General features: G+C 58.4%; 12 protein-coding genes. 6 read left to right on the top strand and 6 right to left on the bottom strand.

Annotation, left to right across the window (positions count from 1 at the left end; all coding sequences use genetic code 11):
* The first annotated feature begins 335 nt into the window (after nucleotides 1-335).
* Together GFS31_RS14940 and ureC are read left to right on the top strand one after the other, a co-directional pair.
* Complete coding sequence (locus GFS31_RS14940) at nucleotides 336-1,877, top strand: serine/threonine protein kinase (protein ID WP_198805598.1); 1,542 nt, start codon at nucleotides 336-338, stop codon at nucleotides 1,875-1,877.
* Between the two features lie 177 nt (nucleotides 1,878-2,054).
* The gene (gene ureC, locus GFS31_RS14935; protein WP_198805597.1) at nucleotides 2,055-3,764 is read left to right on the top strand and encodes an urease subunit alpha; all 1,710 of its coding nucleotides are present in this window, start codon (nucleotides 2,055-2,057) and stop codon (nucleotides 3,762-3,764) included.
* Between the two features lie 97 nt (nucleotides 3,765-3,861).
* Here the strand turns inward: ureC and GFS31_RS14930 are convergent, their stop codons facing one another.
* From GFS31_RS14930 to ubiE, 5 genes are all read right to left on the bottom strand, one after another.
* Nucleotides 3,862-4,155: a DUF2973 domain-containing protein gene (locus tag GFS31_RS14930; protein WP_198805596.1), complete on the bottom strand. Its 294-nt coding sequence runs from the start codon at nucleotides 4,153-4,155 to the stop codon at nucleotides 3,862-3,864.
* 100 nt (nucleotides 4,156-4,255) lie between these two features.
* Nucleotides 4,256-4,585: a DUF2605 domain-containing protein gene (locus GFS31_RS14925; protein ID WP_198805595.1), complete on the bottom strand. Its 330-nt coding sequence runs from the start codon at nucleotides 4,583-4,585 to the stop codon at nucleotides 4,256-4,258.
* Nucleotides 4,586-4,736: 151 nt separating this feature from the next.
* Nucleotides 4,737-5,762, bottom strand: coding sequence for a septum site-determining protein MinC (gene minC, locus GFS31_RS14920; RefSeq protein ID WP_225907436.1), 1,026 nt, complete (start codon nucleotides 5,760-5,762; stop codon nucleotides 4,737-4,739).
* 96 nt (nucleotides 5,763-5,858) lie between these two features.
* Nucleotides 5,859-7,097 (bottom strand): DUF445 domain-containing protein, encoded by a 1,239-nt coding sequence (locus GFS31_RS14915; RefSeq protein ID WP_198805594.1) that lies wholly within the window; start codon nucleotides 7,095-7,097, stop codon nucleotides 5,859-5,861.
* Nucleotides 7,084-7,815: a bifunctional demethylmenaquinone methyltransferase/2-methoxy-6-polyprenyl-1,4-benzoquinol methylase UbiE gene (ubiE, locus tag GFS31_RS14910; protein WP_198805593.1), complete on the bottom strand. Its 732-nt coding sequence runs from the start codon at nucleotides 7,813-7,815 to the stop codon at nucleotides 7,084-7,086. The genes GFS31_RS14915 and ubiE overlap by 14 nt, the downstream gene beginning before the upstream one ends.
* A gap of 268 nt (nucleotides 7,816-8,083) precedes the next feature.
* Here ubiE and xseB point away from each other — a divergent pair, with 268 nt between their 5' ends.
* Nucleotides 8,084-8,305 carry an exodeoxyribonuclease VII small subunit gene (xseB, locus tag GFS31_RS14905; protein ID WP_198805592.1) on the top strand — a complete coding sequence of 74 codons (222 nt, stop codon included), beginning with the start codon at nucleotides 8,084-8,086 and terminating at the stop codon, nucleotides 8,303-8,305.
* Nucleotides 8,306-8,740: 435 nt separating this feature from the next.
* Entirely contained in the window at nucleotides 8,741-9,268 is a 528-nt protein-coding gene (locus tag GFS31_RS14900) for a VUT family protein (protein WP_198805591.1), read from the top strand.
* A 68-nt stretch (nucleotides 9,269-9,336) separates the two neighbouring features.
* On the opposite strand, the gene larB is transcribed toward GFS31_RS14900, so the two are convergent.
* The gene (gene larB, locus GFS31_RS14895) at nucleotides 9,337-10,122 is read right to left on the bottom strand and encodes a nickel pincer cofactor biosynthesis protein LarB (protein WP_198805590.1); all 786 of its coding nucleotides are present in this window, start codon (nucleotides 10,120-10,122) and stop codon (nucleotides 9,337-9,339) included.
* Nucleotides 10,123-10,886: 764 nt separating this feature from the next.
* Here larB and psaA point away from each other — a divergent pair.
* A complete protein-coding gene (gene psaA / locus GFS31_RS14890; protein ID WP_198805589.1) occupies nucleotides 10,887-13,181 on the top strand; it encodes a photosystem I core protein PsaA in 2,295 nt (764 codons plus the stop codon).
* A gap of 202 nt (nucleotides 13,182-13,383) precedes the next feature.
* On the top strand, nucleotides 13,384-15,612 hold the full coding sequence (gene psaB, locus GFS31_RS14885) for a photosystem I core protein PsaB (protein WP_198805588.1): 2,229 nt from the start codon (nucleotides 13,384-13,386) through the stop codon (nucleotides 15,610-15,612).
* Nucleotides 15,613-16,135 lie beyond the last annotated feature (523 nt).

Below are 16,135 nucleotides of genomic sequence, written 5' to 3'. Positions count from 1 at the left end.
GAAGTCTTGTGGGTAAATCCGGCAATTGAGCCAGAAAGTGGGCATATTAAAATTACGTTACCAGCCTCAAGGCTTGATACAGGTTATAACCCTGGCCATCCCTAGGCCCGTAAAGGGTTGCTGCTGCTAGTCGGTACGCTAGACGGTAGCCTGAGGGGGCGAATTCTAGGCTCTAGGCTAAGGTGAGGTTATGTCATCATGCCTTATACCCAGCCTGAAGATATTTCTTGCCACCCTAAGCTAGAGACTAGGGGGTTGAGGGGATTAATTTGGGGAGAGGTGCGGATTTTAGCAAATAGCCCTTGTGTTTATGATTACTAGCTGAATGACTGTGTATGGTTGACTCCAATCTAGGCACTAAACTCGCCAATCGCTACGAGCTACTGGAACCCCTAGGACAAGGATCCATGGGGCGGGTCTATTTGGCTGAGGATGTGCTGCTGGGCAATGTGCGGGTGGCGGTCAAGTTTTTGTCGCAAACCATGATGAACGACAAAATGCGGGAGCGCTTTATGCAAGAAGCGATGACCTGCGCCCAGCTTGGCCAAAAAAGCATCCATGTGGTGCGCGTGACCGACTATGGCGTCAACGAAGAGGGGGTGCCGTTCTATGTGATGGAGTACCTCCAGGGCCAAAGTCTGAGCCAAATGATCAACCTTCAGCCCCTGCCGATCCCGCGCTTTTTGGGGCTGATTCGCCAGATTTGCCTGGGGCTCCAGGCGGCCCACGAGGGCATTATGGTGAAAACCCAGGCCCATCCGGTACCTATCATTCACCGAGATATCAAGCCCAGCAACATCATGATTGTCCACGATCCCACCCTGGGGGAACTGGCCAAAATTCTTGACTTCGGTATTGCCAAGCTGATGCAGGCGGGGGCCGATCAGACCAACTGCTTTATGGGCACCTTGGCCTATGCCTCGCCGGAGCAAATGGATGGGCAGGAGTTGGATGGCCGATCCGACATCTACAGCCTCGGCATCATGATGTTTCAGATGCTGACCGGGAATCTACCGCTACGAGCCAGCAGCCACACCTTTGGCGGGTGGTACAAGGTTCACCAAAGCGAAACTCCCAAGCGCATGGAGGAGGTCGCTAGTCACCTTAAGATCCCTCGGCTGCTGGAAGACTTAATTATGCGCTGCATTGCCAAGCGCCCGCAGGATCGGCCTCAGACCATTCAGGAGGTACTGAATACCCTAGAGCCCCTAGAAGCTCGCTATATCAATGGGTTCCGCATCAGCCAGCGGATCAACACCACCCTCAGCCGGGTGCCCGTGACCCAGCCGCTTGAATCTGCCGAGGACGTGGATGAAAGCCAGGTATGTCGGCTGATGGTGTGGCCTCCCACCAAACCTACCGCCGAAATTGTCTTTCCCCACGCAGTACCGACCAGCCAAGGCCCCCTGGCCACCCTCTGGGCTATGATGCCCCAGGAGGAAATCAACCGCCGCCTGATCAGCACCCGCTACAACACCTTTATTTGCACCATGTCGCCCCATCCGGTCATGCTGTGGCTGACGGTGCTCTACAGCAGCACCTACGGGGCTCGCTGGCTCCCCTGCTACCTCGACCTCAAAACCTCCTCAGGTCAAGACATTACTAGCCTATTGGGGCAAACGGGATCCTACAAACTGCTGCTGTTTGCCCTAGAAAATCCGCGCCGCTGCGCCCATGTGCTGTCTTGCACCGTCGCCGAACCCCAGCGCAACATGCTAAAGGAATGGGTGGTGAATGCCCGCAGCCATCCTGATGTAGGAGCCCTAGCCACCAGCCGCGATCTGCTGCGAACCGAATTTAAAACGAACCTCAAGGCCAAGGTGCTGCAACGGCTAGAGTCTCTTTACGTTGATACCGGATCCAATTTATCCGAGTAACTTTTTGGCCATCGGTGGGGCTCCCGCTGGGTGAGGCTGATGAGTCGAGGAGAAGCGGCCAGCGTTGATTGACCCACGGCGGAAAATCCCGCATTCTAGAGTCTGGTAGCCTGGGTTAATTCAAGGATTGAACAACCTCCCCTTCAATCGGCTGCCTCATCTTCTCTAGGAGTCCCCATGAGCTATCGCATGGATCGCCGCGCCTATGCGGAAACCTTTGGCCCCACGGTGGGCGACCGCATTCGTCTGGCCGACACGGAATTGATCATCGAGGTGGAGCAGGACTTCACCACCTACGGGGACGAGGTGAAATTTGGCGGCGGTAAGGTAATTCGCGACGGCATGGGCCAGTCTCCCATTGGCCGCGAGGCTGGGGCGGTGGATACGGTGATTACCAACGCCCTGATTTTGGACTGGTGGGGCATTGTCAAGGCTGACATTGGCCTGAGGGACGGCAAAATTCACACCATCGGCAAGGCGGGCAACCCCTACATCCAAGACAACATCGACATCATCATTGGCCCCGGCACCGAGGTGATCGCAGGCGAGGGCATGATCGCCACCGCTGGCGGCATCGACACCCACATCCACTTCATTTGTCCGCAGCAGATTGAAACCGCCATTGCCTCTGGCGTTACCACCATGATCGGCGGCGGTACGGGGCCAGCCACGGGGACGAACGCCACCACCTGCTCGCCGGGGGCTTGGCACTTGGCCCGAATGCTGCAAGCGGCGGAAGCCTTCCCGATGAACTTGGGATTCCTGGGCAAAGGCAACAGCGCCCTGCCGGAAGCCCTGGTGGAGCAAGTTAAAGCCGGAGCCATTGGCCTGAAGCTGCACGAAGACTGGGGGACGACCCCCGCCACCATCGACACCTGCCTTGCCGTCGCCGATGAGTACGATGTGCAAGTCGCCATCCACACCGACACTCTCAACGAGGCGGGCTTTGTGGAGGACACCATCGCCGCCTTCAAAAACCGGGTCATCCACACCTACCACACCGAAGGGGCTGGAGGGGGCCACGCGCCCGACATCATCAAGGTCTGCGGCGAGGCCAACGTGCTGCCCTCCTCCACCAACCCTACCCGCCCCTACACCCGCAACACCCTGGACGAACATCTGGATATGCTGATGGTCTGCCACCACCTCAGCCCCAGCATCCCCGAAGACATCGCCTTTGCCGAGTCCCGCATTCGCCGCGAAACCATCGCCGCCGAAGACATCCTTCATGACCTCGGTGCCTTTAGCATGATCGCGTCAGATTCCCAGGCCATGGGGCGCGTCGGGGAAGTGATCATTCGCACCTGGCAAACCGCCCACAAAATGAAGGTGCAGCGGGGGCCACTCAGCGAAGATTCTGACCGCAACGACAACCACCGGGCCAAGCGCTACGTAGCCAAGTACACCATCAACCCCGCCATCACCCACGGCATTGCCGACCATGTGGGTTCCATCGAAGCGGGCAAGCTGGCGGATATTTGCCTGTGGAAACCCGCCTTCTTTGGCGTCAAACCCGAAATGGTGATCAAAGGCGGCGCGATTGCCTGGGCGCAAATGGGCGACCCCAACGCCAGCATCCCCACCCCCCAACCCGTCCACATGCGGCCCATGTTCGGCAGCTTTAGTGGGGCCATGGCGGCGACCTCATTGACCTTTGTTTCCAAAGCCGCCCTGGAGTTGGGCATCCCTAGCCAACTCGGCCTCACCAAAGCCGCCCCCGCCGTGGCCAACTGCCGCCACCTCACCAAGGCCGACATGAAGCTCAACACCTACCAGCCCCACATGGAGGTGAACGCCGAAACCTACGAAGTTCGCGCCGATGGCCAACTCCTCACCTGCGAACCCGCCGATGTGCTGCCCATGGCCCAGCGGTATTTTCTGTTTTAGGCAAAAGATGATAGACCTTCGGCTAGTCCTAAAGTGGCCTGCTGCCAGGGCTAGCCGAAAGCGGGTTGATGAGAACTGTTGTGCCAGCGCCCGCCGATTAGGAGGCGGGTTTCACGTCGTCGCTGTCGTCGCTGTTGTAGAGGGCGTCGAGCTGTTCCCGTGCATCTTTGACGGAAATGGAGCGCATGACCAGGAGCGGTTCTCGAATCACCTGGCCGTCTTGATCCAGCAGTTCTGGGTGGGGGACGGGGCGGCTGGCGTCATTCCTGTAGGCATTGGGAGCTTGGGAATTGCGGGCGTTGTTGCCCAGCAACACCAGGTTTCTCACCAGATTGGCAATGGCCAGAATGGCGAGAAACGCGAATGCAATAATGTAAATGATCTGCCACATGACTTGTATCCTCTGGCCAATCGTTGCCTGTATTGACTGTAACCTGTTTAATCGGTTTATGGCTCCATGGGAGGGGCCAAATTCCCCCGAAGATTTGACGCTAACTCGATAGGGATCGATGGCGACGGGCGACGACCCAGCATTCGGCCACCAGGGCGTGCCAGTGCATCACTTGAGCCGGGTCAACGCCCACTTGGCCATCGGTGACGGCCAGTAACGAAGCCGCCGTTTGGGTTTCGGCCATGGCCTGTTGGACGCGGGTCAGCAGCTTGGCTTGATCCTCGGCGCTGGTGCCCTGCAATGGCCCTGCTTCCAGTAAGGTCAGGGAACGCTGAAACCAATATTGAAAGTCATCGAGCAATGGCGATAGCACCTGGGCTAGCAGCGTGGCCTGGGTGTCGGCCTCATTATCGGGATGATCGGGGGGCATGGCGTAGATCCAGGGGTCTAGATCGGGGGCGAACTCAGGGCATCGGCCCCGATCCTGTTTTGATCCTAACCTAGCGCAACCAAGGTTGCCACAGGTGATCCCTAGCGGCGACCTTCTCAGCCCTGGGTTGGGCAGGATCGTCTGGGCTGGGCTAGGTGTCCTCAAACCCTAGGCCACCGGGGATGAGCTGAGCTTTGGCAAAGTCTTGGGCGCGGGCAATGCGGATGGCCTCGGTGCCGACGTAGGCGACTTCGGGCCAGTCCTCCGTGGGGCCGTCTTCGGGGGGGCGGGCCATCAGGTCGGCAATCCGAAGCTGGGTAGGCCGCATTTGGAGGGCCATGATGCGACGGCTACGGTCGCCGCTAAAGCCTGCATGGGCCATGCCCCGCAGCCGCCCCCACACAATCACATCGCCATCGGCTAGGAGGGCGCTGCCAGGATTGGTGTCGCCCAAAATCACAATGGTGCCGGGGTGGCGAATGTCTACGCCGGATCTCACCGTGGTTTGTAGATAGAGGGGGTCGGCCTGGGGGCGTCCGGCCTGGGGAGGGGTTTGGACGAGGTGATCCACCGCCGCCAGTTGCTCCACGGAATAGCCAGCCGTAACCGCCGCCAGGGCCGTTTGCCGCCGACTGGTGACGACCCGCTTTAGCTCTAGGGCAAACTCATTCAGGGTCTCGGCGAGGGTTTGCAGTTGGCGCACATCCAGCAGGCGATCTCCCCCTTGCAGGCCCACTTCGGTTTGGGGTTCTCGATCCGTTGTGGTGCCCTCTAGGCGCTGGCGCAGTTGTTGTAGCACCGCCGCCCAAGGAATAGCCTCCCCCTCGGCATTGGTATCGGGCGGTAGGGCTAACCAGAGGCGCTGACCGTCGCTTTTCAGATAGGTTTGGGCGTAGTCCAAGGGCGGTGGAGCGGCGTCCAGGGTAGGAATCGTCGGCATCTCAAGGGAAGACTCAGGCCCATTGTCGAAGTCGTCGTTGGACAGATCGCTGTCAAACCCGTCGCTGGATGGATCGTTGGAGAGGTTATCGGCAGCGCCACTGGAGAGATCGCCGAACCCATCGCTAGGAACGTTGCCGGAATCCTCCTCAGCGAGGTTGCGGGGAAAATCGCTAGGGAGGTTGCCGGAAAACGTATCGGCAGCATCGTTGGAAAAGGTCTCAGAAAAGTCGGGCATCACGGTTGTCTAACCAAGGGGTATCACCGATGGATCGCCGCGCACCTGGGCCATCCAGCGCTTCGCCCTCAGTCTATCAGCCGCCGCCGTTCCTCGCTAACCCGCCCGCTGGACATAGAAAAACACGGCCTGCATAATGCCGATGCCAAAGCCCAGGATGCCGCCCAGGTTCACAATGGCCTGCAATTCGCTGCGGACGATGCCCTGGATCGCCATTTCCAAATCCCTGGGGGAGGTGCCGCGCACGCGGTTGATGATGACTTCGTCGATGTTGAGGATGGGGATAATTTGGGCGACGAGGGATTCGAGGTCTCGTTCCAAATAGCGCTCTAAAACGAGGGCCAATTCTTCGCTGACGGGGTCGAGGGATTGGGTGATCACCTGGGAGTGCTGGAGGCGGTTGATCAGTTGGGTGGCCAGCATTTCCCAGTTCACGGAGTTACCCAGTCCGACAAGGAATTCTGGCCCCAGATTGCGAACGTAGGTCTGCACAGATTCCTTGAGATTGTGGCGCATTTGGCGCACAGTGGCCACGGGCAGATTTTGCAGCGACACCTGCTGAAGCCAGTCACGCAGGCGTTTTTTGAGTTGCAGGGCGGTGCTGAGTTCGGCGATGCGGGCGTTGCTGACTTCGCGTTCGTCTAAGCAAAACGACCGCAGACGGCCCAGGGCATTGCGAACCCCAAACAGGTTGGCCACCACCCAGTAGGTGCCGCTGGTGCGCTCCCGAAAGATGGTGTCGATCACCTGAATGTTGCGGTCGGTGAGGAAGTCGATAATCAACTGGCGCACCTTGTCGGGCGGAAACACCCCGCTCAGCAGCCAGGTGGCAATTTGGTCGGCCTGCTCTGGGCTAAAGCGAAAATCCACCAGCACTTGGTCAAACAGTTGGTTAAGCTGGGGCTCCAAAAAGTCATCCCGCCGCGCCCAGACGCGAATCAGCCGGGGCAGGGATTTGCCAAAGAGATCCTGCAAAATACTCCCCGCAATTTGGGCAGTGCGGGCCTGGGTGCGGTCGCGGACTTGATCTAGCGCCAACTCCAGCAGCCACTTAATCGCCGCCTGAGTGCGTTCCGTTTGCAGCAGCCGACGGGCCAGGTTTTGCAGTTCCTCCGGCGTCAGCAGCGACCCCATAATCGTGTCGGAAATGCGCTTGGCCAACCGTTCCTGGTTGCTCGGAATCAGCCCTGGGGTGAAGGGAACCCGCTGTTTACCCACATACCATGGACGGTAGGGCCGAAACAGCATCTTGATGGCGATGTCATTGGTGAAATAGCCAATCACACCGCCCACCACCGGAGGGGCCACCAGCAGCCACAGATCAGACCAAATCATCGCCACGGCGCACCACCAACACGCCCATCAGCCCCCCCAAGATGGGGTAATGCACCGCCGACCCAAAGCCCGCCTGTTTCGCCAGGGCCACCTGCTCCGGCCCCGTGGGAAAGCGATCCACGCTGGGGCCAATGTAGGCGTACTCTTCCGTCAGGCCCATATCGCGGGCGGTGGGCACCACAATGGTCTCCAAATACCAGCGCTGAAAGCCCTCGGCCAGCATCCCCTGGGGACGGTGGAAATCCAAAATCGCCGCCTTGGCTCCCGGCTTCAACACCCGATGCAGTTCCCGCAACCCCTGGGGAATATCGGTCAAGTTCCGCAGCCCATAGCCCATGGTGGCCGCTGCAAAGGTCTGATCCGCAAAGGGCAGGGCCAGGGCATCCCCCAACATCCAGTGAATGGCTGTGGGCAGGTAGGCCCGACTCGTCCGTTCCGCCGCCACCGCCAACTGTTCCGCCGAAAAATCCACCCCGTAGACCGTGCCCGTGGCCCCCGCCTGCCGCGCCAACAACAGCGCCAAATCGCCACTGCCGCAGCACACATCGAGGACGGTATCCCCCGCCTTGGCCCCACTCCAGCGCACCGCCATCCGCTTCCAAACCCGGTGTAGCCCAAAGCTAAGCCGCTGGTTGAGGTCGTCGTAGACCGGGGCAATGCGGTTAAAAATGCCTTGAATATCGGTGGCGGTTGGGCTGGTTGGCTCGGCAAATCCCACGGGTTAAGTATCGCTAGCGACAGATTTCTACTGTAGCGCCGCCCGCAATCCATCGCTAGGAACCGTTGAACTTCGTGACACAGCTCCATCGTCTATTCCAGGATGTCTAGGCCCAGTCTTCTAGCCTGCGGGCGTAGAGGCTCTGCCCGTGGTCACTACGCTACTCCTGTCACCAGAACTCCTGTCGCCATAGGTTTAGATGAGGCGGCTGTTTCCGCTGGGAGCCGTTGAGGCTATGGTAGGGAAGACTTGGTTTTTCTCCCTACCGATGCCTGCAAAATCAACTGTTCCCCAACCCAATGCCTGGAGCTACGAAGAGGCTGTGGCCACCGTGGAAGCCATTGTCGCTGATTTAGAATCGGGTCGATTGTCCTTAGCCGACGTGTTAACCCAGTTTGAACAGGCCGTGCAAACCCTGCAACGGTGCGAAACCTACCTGGCAGACAAGCGCTCCCAGGTAGAGTTGCTGATCGAAACCTTAGAGGACTAGCCTATTGACAATCCCCGGCTGCAAGGGGCGGAGACTCTCAGTTCGCTGAGTGCCCATTGGCAAAGCCAGTCTATCTGTGGCCGTGGCCTTGACTAATCCTCAACCTCAGTTTCTCTAGGACTGAGCCTTCTCCCTCGACCCAATTTGCGCCCCGATGCCTCGGTGGGTCATGGCGTCCGCTGGACTCGTTTGGAAAGCGCTGAAATAGATAAGCGCTGGGAGGTAGCTGACTGGGGTCGCCGTCATCCATCTGTTCCCGGTGATCTATCCTGACCCGGAACCCATGGCAGTTTACTGGGCGTGGCGGTGGATGCTGGGCGTTGAAGCAGCCTTTCGCCCACTATCGAGTGGACGCGCCGCATTTAAGGAAACAAGATGTCATGATAGAGAGCCTGTGTTTTGTCCTTTAGATTCTGTTCTGGCTCAGACGATTTCATGATGCGTAACTCCCTCATCAACGCGGCCATCTACATTCTGGCGACCCTGGCAGCTAACTATACGGCGGCTTGGTTTATCCCGCTGCCGATTTTTGGCCAGGTGGCGGTGGGTACCTTTGTCTTTGGGCTCACCTTCACCCAACGGGATCGCCTCCACGATGCCGGACGGGGTTGGGTCTATGGCACCATTGCCGCTGCCGCCTTGGCCAACGTGGTGATGAGTGCGCTGCTGGGTGTGCCCTTTCGGATTATTTTGGCCAGTTTTATCGCCATCGTGTTGGCCGAAACCGCCGATACCGAGGTCTACCAAAAGCTGCTGCGCTATCCCTGGCTGGTGCGGGTGGCGGGAAGTAATGCCGTCTCGGTGCCCTTGGATACCCTGCTGTTTACGCTGATTGCCTTTGGTGGGGTGCTGTCGCGGGCGGAAATGGTGGCCCTGCTGTTTGGGGAGATTGTGGTGAAGTACGTCATTGGGGCAGTGGTGGCGCTGTGGAAAGAGGGTAAGTGGATTTGGCAAGAAACCTAGCGCCAGAGCCAAGTGCTGCGTTTTCCATGATCAGATCGTCAACCCGTTGAGAAGGGGTTGCCCCATGCCTAGGGGTTGGAAATATGGCTGAGCTTAGCCCCAGTTCGCAAAATTTGCCCTGCCAGCATCGCCGCGCCAAAGCCGTTATCGATATTGACGACGCCAATGCCTACGGCGCAGGAGTTGAGCATGGTCAGCAGGGCCGACAGTCCTTGAAAACTGGCCCCATAGCCGATGCTGGTGGGCACTGCCACAATGGGGCAATCGGCCAAACCCGCCACCACGCTGGGCAACGCGCCCTCCATCCCGGCCACCACAATCAGCACATCCATCTCTCGCACAATATGCTGATGGCGCAATAGGCGATGCAGCCCTGCCACCCCTACATCCCACAGCCGCACGACGCGAAAGCCGGACAGTTCTGCCGTTACTGCCGCTTCTTCGGCCACGGGTAGGTCGGCGGTGCCAGCGGTGAGGACGCCCAGGGTGCCCGGTCGGTGAGGGGTGAGGTTGAGGGGCACCAGGGCGCAAATGCGGGCCATCGGGTAGTACATTGCCTCAGGCAACTGCTGACGGATGTGCTCGTAGACCTCCGCCTCAATGCGGGTGGCCATCACTACGGGATTTTGGGCCTGCAAACTCCGCATAATCCGCACAATCTGATCCACGGTTTTTCCTGGCCCCCAAATCACCTCCGGGAAGCCCGTCCGCAGGGTGCGGTGATGATCGACCTTGGCAAAGTCGTCGATGGGCTCAAATTCGAGGTATTTCAGTTGATCGAGGGCGGCATCGGGGTCGATTTTTCCTTGGGCAACGGCATCTAGCAGGGTACGCAGGGCTTCGGGCTGGGTCACGGCGGTTGGGCAAGAAACGTTCTTTAGCCATTGTCCCTGGAATTCTCACGGGTGGCGATTGTCACAGAGTTGACATACCGAAAACACGCTCCCGTCATATCCGCCCCGTAGCTTAATAATTAATCGTTCACTCCTCAACACCCGGCGTCAGAGAGTCCTCTGGCGCTTTTTTCTATCTCTAGCGATGAACTAGGCTGTCAGGATAGCCGAACGAGTTCCTGATGTGGCTTGCGTACCTTGGGTATCAGCAGACTAGGAGACCTTAGCCCTACGGAGACTGACGTGGGGCTTGAGACGGCCCATGGGAAGATTAGCGTTGGGGTAGAACAGTCGCCATAAAACTTTGGCCACAAGAAATAAATCGATACAAAATCTTAGCCGCCGCCTTGGATTTATGGGCCTGATAAATTTCATTTTGCCAGAGTTATTAACTTGTGAAAACTTCGCTTACCAAAAATAGGGATGATTCTGTAGTTTGTTACTTAACCTGCCTCTAGTCCTGGTTTGTAGTCTGTTTTTAGGCCGATTCAGGGCGCTGTGAGGATCCAGGAAAAGCTGTTTTTGAAGGGTGATTGTCTCAGCCAAAGGGGTAGCGGTTCGTGATCTCAATGGTGGTGCCTAGGGGACTCTTTGGCCTCTGGGGTAGACATTGGTCGTTCAAAACGGTGTATTGAAGCTTTCTATAGACTCATTTTTTAAACGTCTATATCTTAGGAAGCGCCTTATATCCGCTCTGTGTTTCGAGTAGTAGAGAGGAGAGTTCCATGACCATAAGTCCCCCTGAACCGGGACAGAAAGTCAGGGTCGTGGTTGATAAGGATCCGGTGGCCACCTCGTTTGAGCGGTGGGCTAAGCCGGGACATTTCGACCGCACATTGGCCAAAGGCCCCAAAACCACCACCTGGATTTGGAACCTGCACGCCGATGCCCACGACTTTGACAGTCACACCAGTGATCTTGAAGATATTTCGCGGAAGATCTTCAGCGCCCACTTTGGCCACCTCGCCGTCATCTTTATCTGGCTGAGTGGCATGTACTTCCACGGGGCCAAGTTTTCTAACTATGAAGCTTGGCTCACCAACCCCACCGGGATTAAGCCCAGCGCCCAGGTGGTCTGGCCGATCTTTGGCCAAGAAATTCTCAATGCCGATGTGGGCGGTGGCTTCCACGGCATCCAAATCACCTCTGGCCTGTTCCAGATGTGGCGGGCCAACGGCATCACCAACAGCTTCCAGCTCTACTGCACCGCCATTGGTGCCCTGGTAATGGCTGGGCTAATGCTGTTTGCCGGCTGGTTCCACTACCACAAGGCCGCTCCCAAGCTGGAGTGGTTCCAAAACGTGGAATCGATGATGAACCACCACCTGGCGGGGCTGCTGGGCCTGGGCTGTTTGGGCTATGCGGGTCAGCAGATCCATGTGTCTCTGCCTGTCAACGCCTGTATGGACGCCATTGATGCCGGGAAGCCCCTGACCATCGGCGGCCAGGTCATCGACACCGTGGCCAAGATTCCCCTCCCCCACGAGTGGATCCTGAACAAGAGCCTGATGGTAGACCTGTACCCCAGCTTTGCTGAGGGGCTAAAGCCCTTCTTTACGCTGAACTGGGGGGTCTATGCCGATTTCCTCACCTTCAAGGGTGGGCTGAACCCCCAAACGGGCGGGCTGTGGCTGACGGATACGGCTCACCACCACCTGGCTTTGGCGGTGCTGTTCATCGTCGCGGGTCACTTCTACCGCACCAACTGGGGCATTGGCCACAGCTTTAAGGAAGTGCTGGAGGCGCATAAGGGACCCTTCACCGGGGAAGGCCACAAGGGCATGTACGAGATCTTCACCACCTCCTGGCACTGCCAGTTGGCCTGGAACCTGGCCTGGGTGGGGTCTCTGTCCATCATCGTGGCGCACCACATGTACGCCATGCCCCCCTATCCGTACATCGCGACGGATTACGCCACCCAACTGTCGCTGTTTACCCACCACATGTGGATTGGCGGCTTCTTGATTGTGGGGGCGGGTGCCCACGCGGCCATCTTCATGGTGCGGGATTACGATCCGGCCACCCACGTCAACAACCTGCTAGATCGGGTGCTGCGTCACCGGGATGCGATTATTTCCCACCTCAACTGGGTCTGTATTTTCCTCGGCTTCCACAGCTTTGGTCTCTACATCCACAACGACACCATGCGCGCCCTGGGTCGGCCCCAGGATATGTTCTCCGATACGGCGATTAACCTCCAGCCCGTGTTTGCCCAGTGGATCCAAGGGGTTCACGCGGCAGCGGCGGGTAACACCGCTCCCAACGTCCTGGCCGGGGTCAGCCCCGTGTTCAATGGCGATGTGCTGGCGGTGGGCGGCAAAGTGGCCATGGCGGCGCTGCCCCTGGGGACGGCGGACTTCATGGTGCACCACATCCATGCCTTCACCATCCACGTGACGGTGCTGATTCTGCTGAAGGGCGTGCTCTATGCCCGCAGCTCTCGTCTGGTGCCCGACAAAGGTGAACTGGGTTTCCGGTTCCCCTGCGATGGCCCCGGTCGGGGTGGCACCTGCCAGGTGTCCGGCTGGGATCACGTCTTCCTCGGCCTGTTCTGGATGTACAACTCCCTGTCCATCGTGATTTTCCACTTTAGCTGGAAGATGCAGTCCGATGTGTGGGGCACGGTGTCGCCCGATGGCTCGGTATCCCACATTACCGGGGGCAACTTTGCCCAAAGCGCCATCACTATCAACGGCTGGCTGCGCGACTTCCTCTGGGCACAGGCTTCCCAGGTGATTGGTTCCTACGGGTCTTCCCTGTCGGCCTATGGCCTGATGTTCCTCGGTGCCCACTTTGTTTGGGCCTTCAGCCTCATGTTCCTGTTCAGTGGTCGCGGCTACTGGCAAGAGCTGATCGAGTCCATCGTCTGGGCGCACAACAAGCTGAAGGTGGCCCCAGCCATCCAGCCCCGTGCCCTCAGCATCACCCAAGGTCGGGCTGTGGGTGTGGCCCACTACCTCCTCGGAGGCATTGCCACTACCTGGGCCTTTTTCCTGGCTCGAATTATTGCGGTGGGCTAGACGGGATTTCCGGTTCAGGGAACGGCCCTCACCCCCAACCCCTCTCCCACGAGGAGAGGGGAGCTAGAAGAAACTCTTGTTCCCTCTCCCTCCTGGGAGAGGGCTAGGGTGAGGGCCAAACCCAAGGCCAAGCCCCATCCCACCCCCGCATTTCAGCGAATTACGGTTTCTGTCCATTCGTACATCAAACCTGTTTTGATTCATGGCAACTAAATTCCCTAAATTTAGCCAGGACTTGGCAGCCGATCCGACCACACGGCGGATCTGGTACGGGATTGCCACCGCCCACGACTTTGAAAGCCACGACGGCATGACGGAGGAGAATCTTTACCAAAAGATCTTCGCCTCCCACTTCGGCCACCTGGCAATCATCTTCCTGTGGACTTCGGGTAACCTGTTCCATGTCGCCTGGCAAGGCAACTTTGAACAATGGGTGAAAGACCCCCTCGGCGTGAAACCCATCGCCCACGCGATTTGGGATCCGCAATTTGGCCAACCGGCTGTGGATGCCTTCACCCAGGCCGGGGCCAGCTATCCGGTTAACATTTCCTTCTCCGGTGTCTATCACTGGTGGTACACCATCGGCATGCGCACCAACGGCGACCTCTACAGCGGGGCTATGTTCCTGCTGGTGCTGGCGGCGGTGATGCTGTTTGCAGGCTGGCTGCACCTTCAGCCCAAGTTTCGGCCCAGCTTGGCCTGGTTCAAAAATGCGGAATCCCGCCTGAACCACCACCTGGCCGGTCTGTTTGGGGTAAGCTCCCTGGCTTGGGCTGGGCACCTGATCCACGTTGCCATCCCCGAAGCTCGGGGTCAGCATGTGGGTTGGGATAACTTCCTGCAAGTGAAGCCGCACCCGGCAGGTCTTGCGCCCTTCTTCACCGGGCAGTGGGGGGTCTATGCCCAGAACCCCGATACCCCTGGCCATATCTTTGGCACGGCGACGGGTTCCGGCGATGCCATTCTCACCTTCCTGGGTGGGTTCCATCCCCAAACCGAGGCTCTGTGGCTGACGGACATTGCCCACCACCACCTCGCCATTGCGGTGCTGTTCATCGTCGCAGGCCACATGTACCGCACCAACTTCGGTATTGGCCACGACATGAAGACCATCATGGAAGCCCACAATCCCCCGCCGGGAACCCCCTTTGGCGGCATGATTGGGGCGGGCCACCGGGGCATGTACGACACCTACAACAACTCGCTGCACTTCCAACTGGGCTGGCACCTGGCCTGTCTGGGTGTGGTGACGTCCCTGGTGGCGCAACACATGTACTCGCTGCCCTCCTACGCCTTCATCGCCAAGGACTACACGACCCAGGCCGCCCTCTACACCCATCACCAGTACATCGCTGGCTTCTTGATGGTGGGGGCCTTTGCCCACGGCGCGATTTTCCTGGTGCGGGATTACGATCCTAAGGCCAATGAAAACAACGTGCTGGCGCGGATGCTGGAGCACAAGGAAGCGCTGATTTCCCACCTAAGCTGGGTGTCGCTGTTCCTGGGCTTCCACACCCTGGGTCTGTACGTTCACAACGATGTGGTAGTGGCCTTTGGCACCCCCGAAAAGCAAATTCTGGTGGAACCTGTCTTCGCCCAATGGGTGCAAGCCTCCTCCGGCAAACTGCTCTACGGGTTCAACACCCTGTTGTCGAACCCCGACAGCATTGCTACCACCGCTTGGCCCAACTTCGGCAACGTGTGGCTACCGGGCTGGATGGATGCCATCAACAGCGGCACCAACTCCCTATTCCTCAACATTGGCCCTGGGGACTTCCTGGTGCACCACGCCATCGCCCTCGGTCTGCACACCACCACCCTGATTCTGGTCAAGGGTGCCCTGGATGCCCGTGGTTCCAAGCTGATGCCCGACAAGAAGGACTTCGGCTACAGCTTCCCCTGCGACGGCCCTGGCCGTGGCGGCACCTGCGACATCTCCGCCTGGGATTCCTTCTACCTGGCGATGTTCTGGATGCTGAACACCATCGGCTGGACGACCTTCTACTGGCACTGGAAACACCTCACCTTCTGGAGCGGCAACGTCGCCCAGTTCAACGAAAACTCCACCTACCTGATGGGCTGGTTCCGCGATTATCTGTGGCTGAATAGCTCTCAGCTCATCAACGGCTACAACCCCTACGGCATGAACAACCTCGCCGTCTGGGCCTGGATGTTCCTGTTCGGCCACCTGGTCTGGGCGACGGGCTTCATGTTCCTGATCTCCTGGCGGGGCTATTGGCAGGAGTTGATCGAAACCATCGTGTGGGCCCACGAGCGCACGCCTCTGGCGAACCTGGTTCGCTGGAAGGATAAGCCCGTGGCCCTGTCCATCGTGCAGGCTCGCGTGGTTGGTCTAGCGCACTTTACCGTGGGCTACATCGTTACCTACGCCGCCTTCCTGATCGCCTCCACCTCCAGCCGCTTCGGCTAGACGAGGCTCCCCGTAAGGTGGGCGGTGCCCACCTTACCCCCAGCAACGGGGTGAGTTGTTCAACTCAGATTGGCTCACCCCAACCGCTGGGACATCCTTAAATAGTCAGCACATTTTTATACAAGCTGTTCTACAGCCCACTTCTGTCCTAAAAGTCTTGATTTGCCCGTTTTTGGGATGGTGGGCGGTGCCCTACCTATTCGACAATCTTATAAATATTTCGGTGCCACGGGATTTCCCTACATCGCCCCAGCACCGATACAGCTTGAGACGGATGGAGACTCTCCGCTCAAGGAGTCCTGGTTCTTCGGGGTAGTTGAACCAGGACTTTTATTATCTTTCTATCACTGGTCGCGACAACTTCGCTGGGCATCTTCTAGCAGATTTAGATCCTAGCTTTTGCTGCGAAGGTGGAAACCCAAAGTTGCATCGTTATTCCTAGTAGATACCCGTTGTCATGGGAAAGATGGGCTATGGATTTGTGTTGTCCTCACCCAACTATCGACGGCTCTATCAACCGGAG

The organism is Leptolyngbya sp. BL0902, from assembly GCF_016403105.1.
In the GTDB taxonomy this organism is placed as follows: Bacteria; Cyanobacteriota; Cyanobacteriia; order Phormidesmidales; family Phormidesmidaceae; genus Nodosilinea.
The sequence above is the reverse complement of the archived record's forward strand: the minus strand, read 5'-3'. Positions and strand labels throughout refer to the sequence as shown.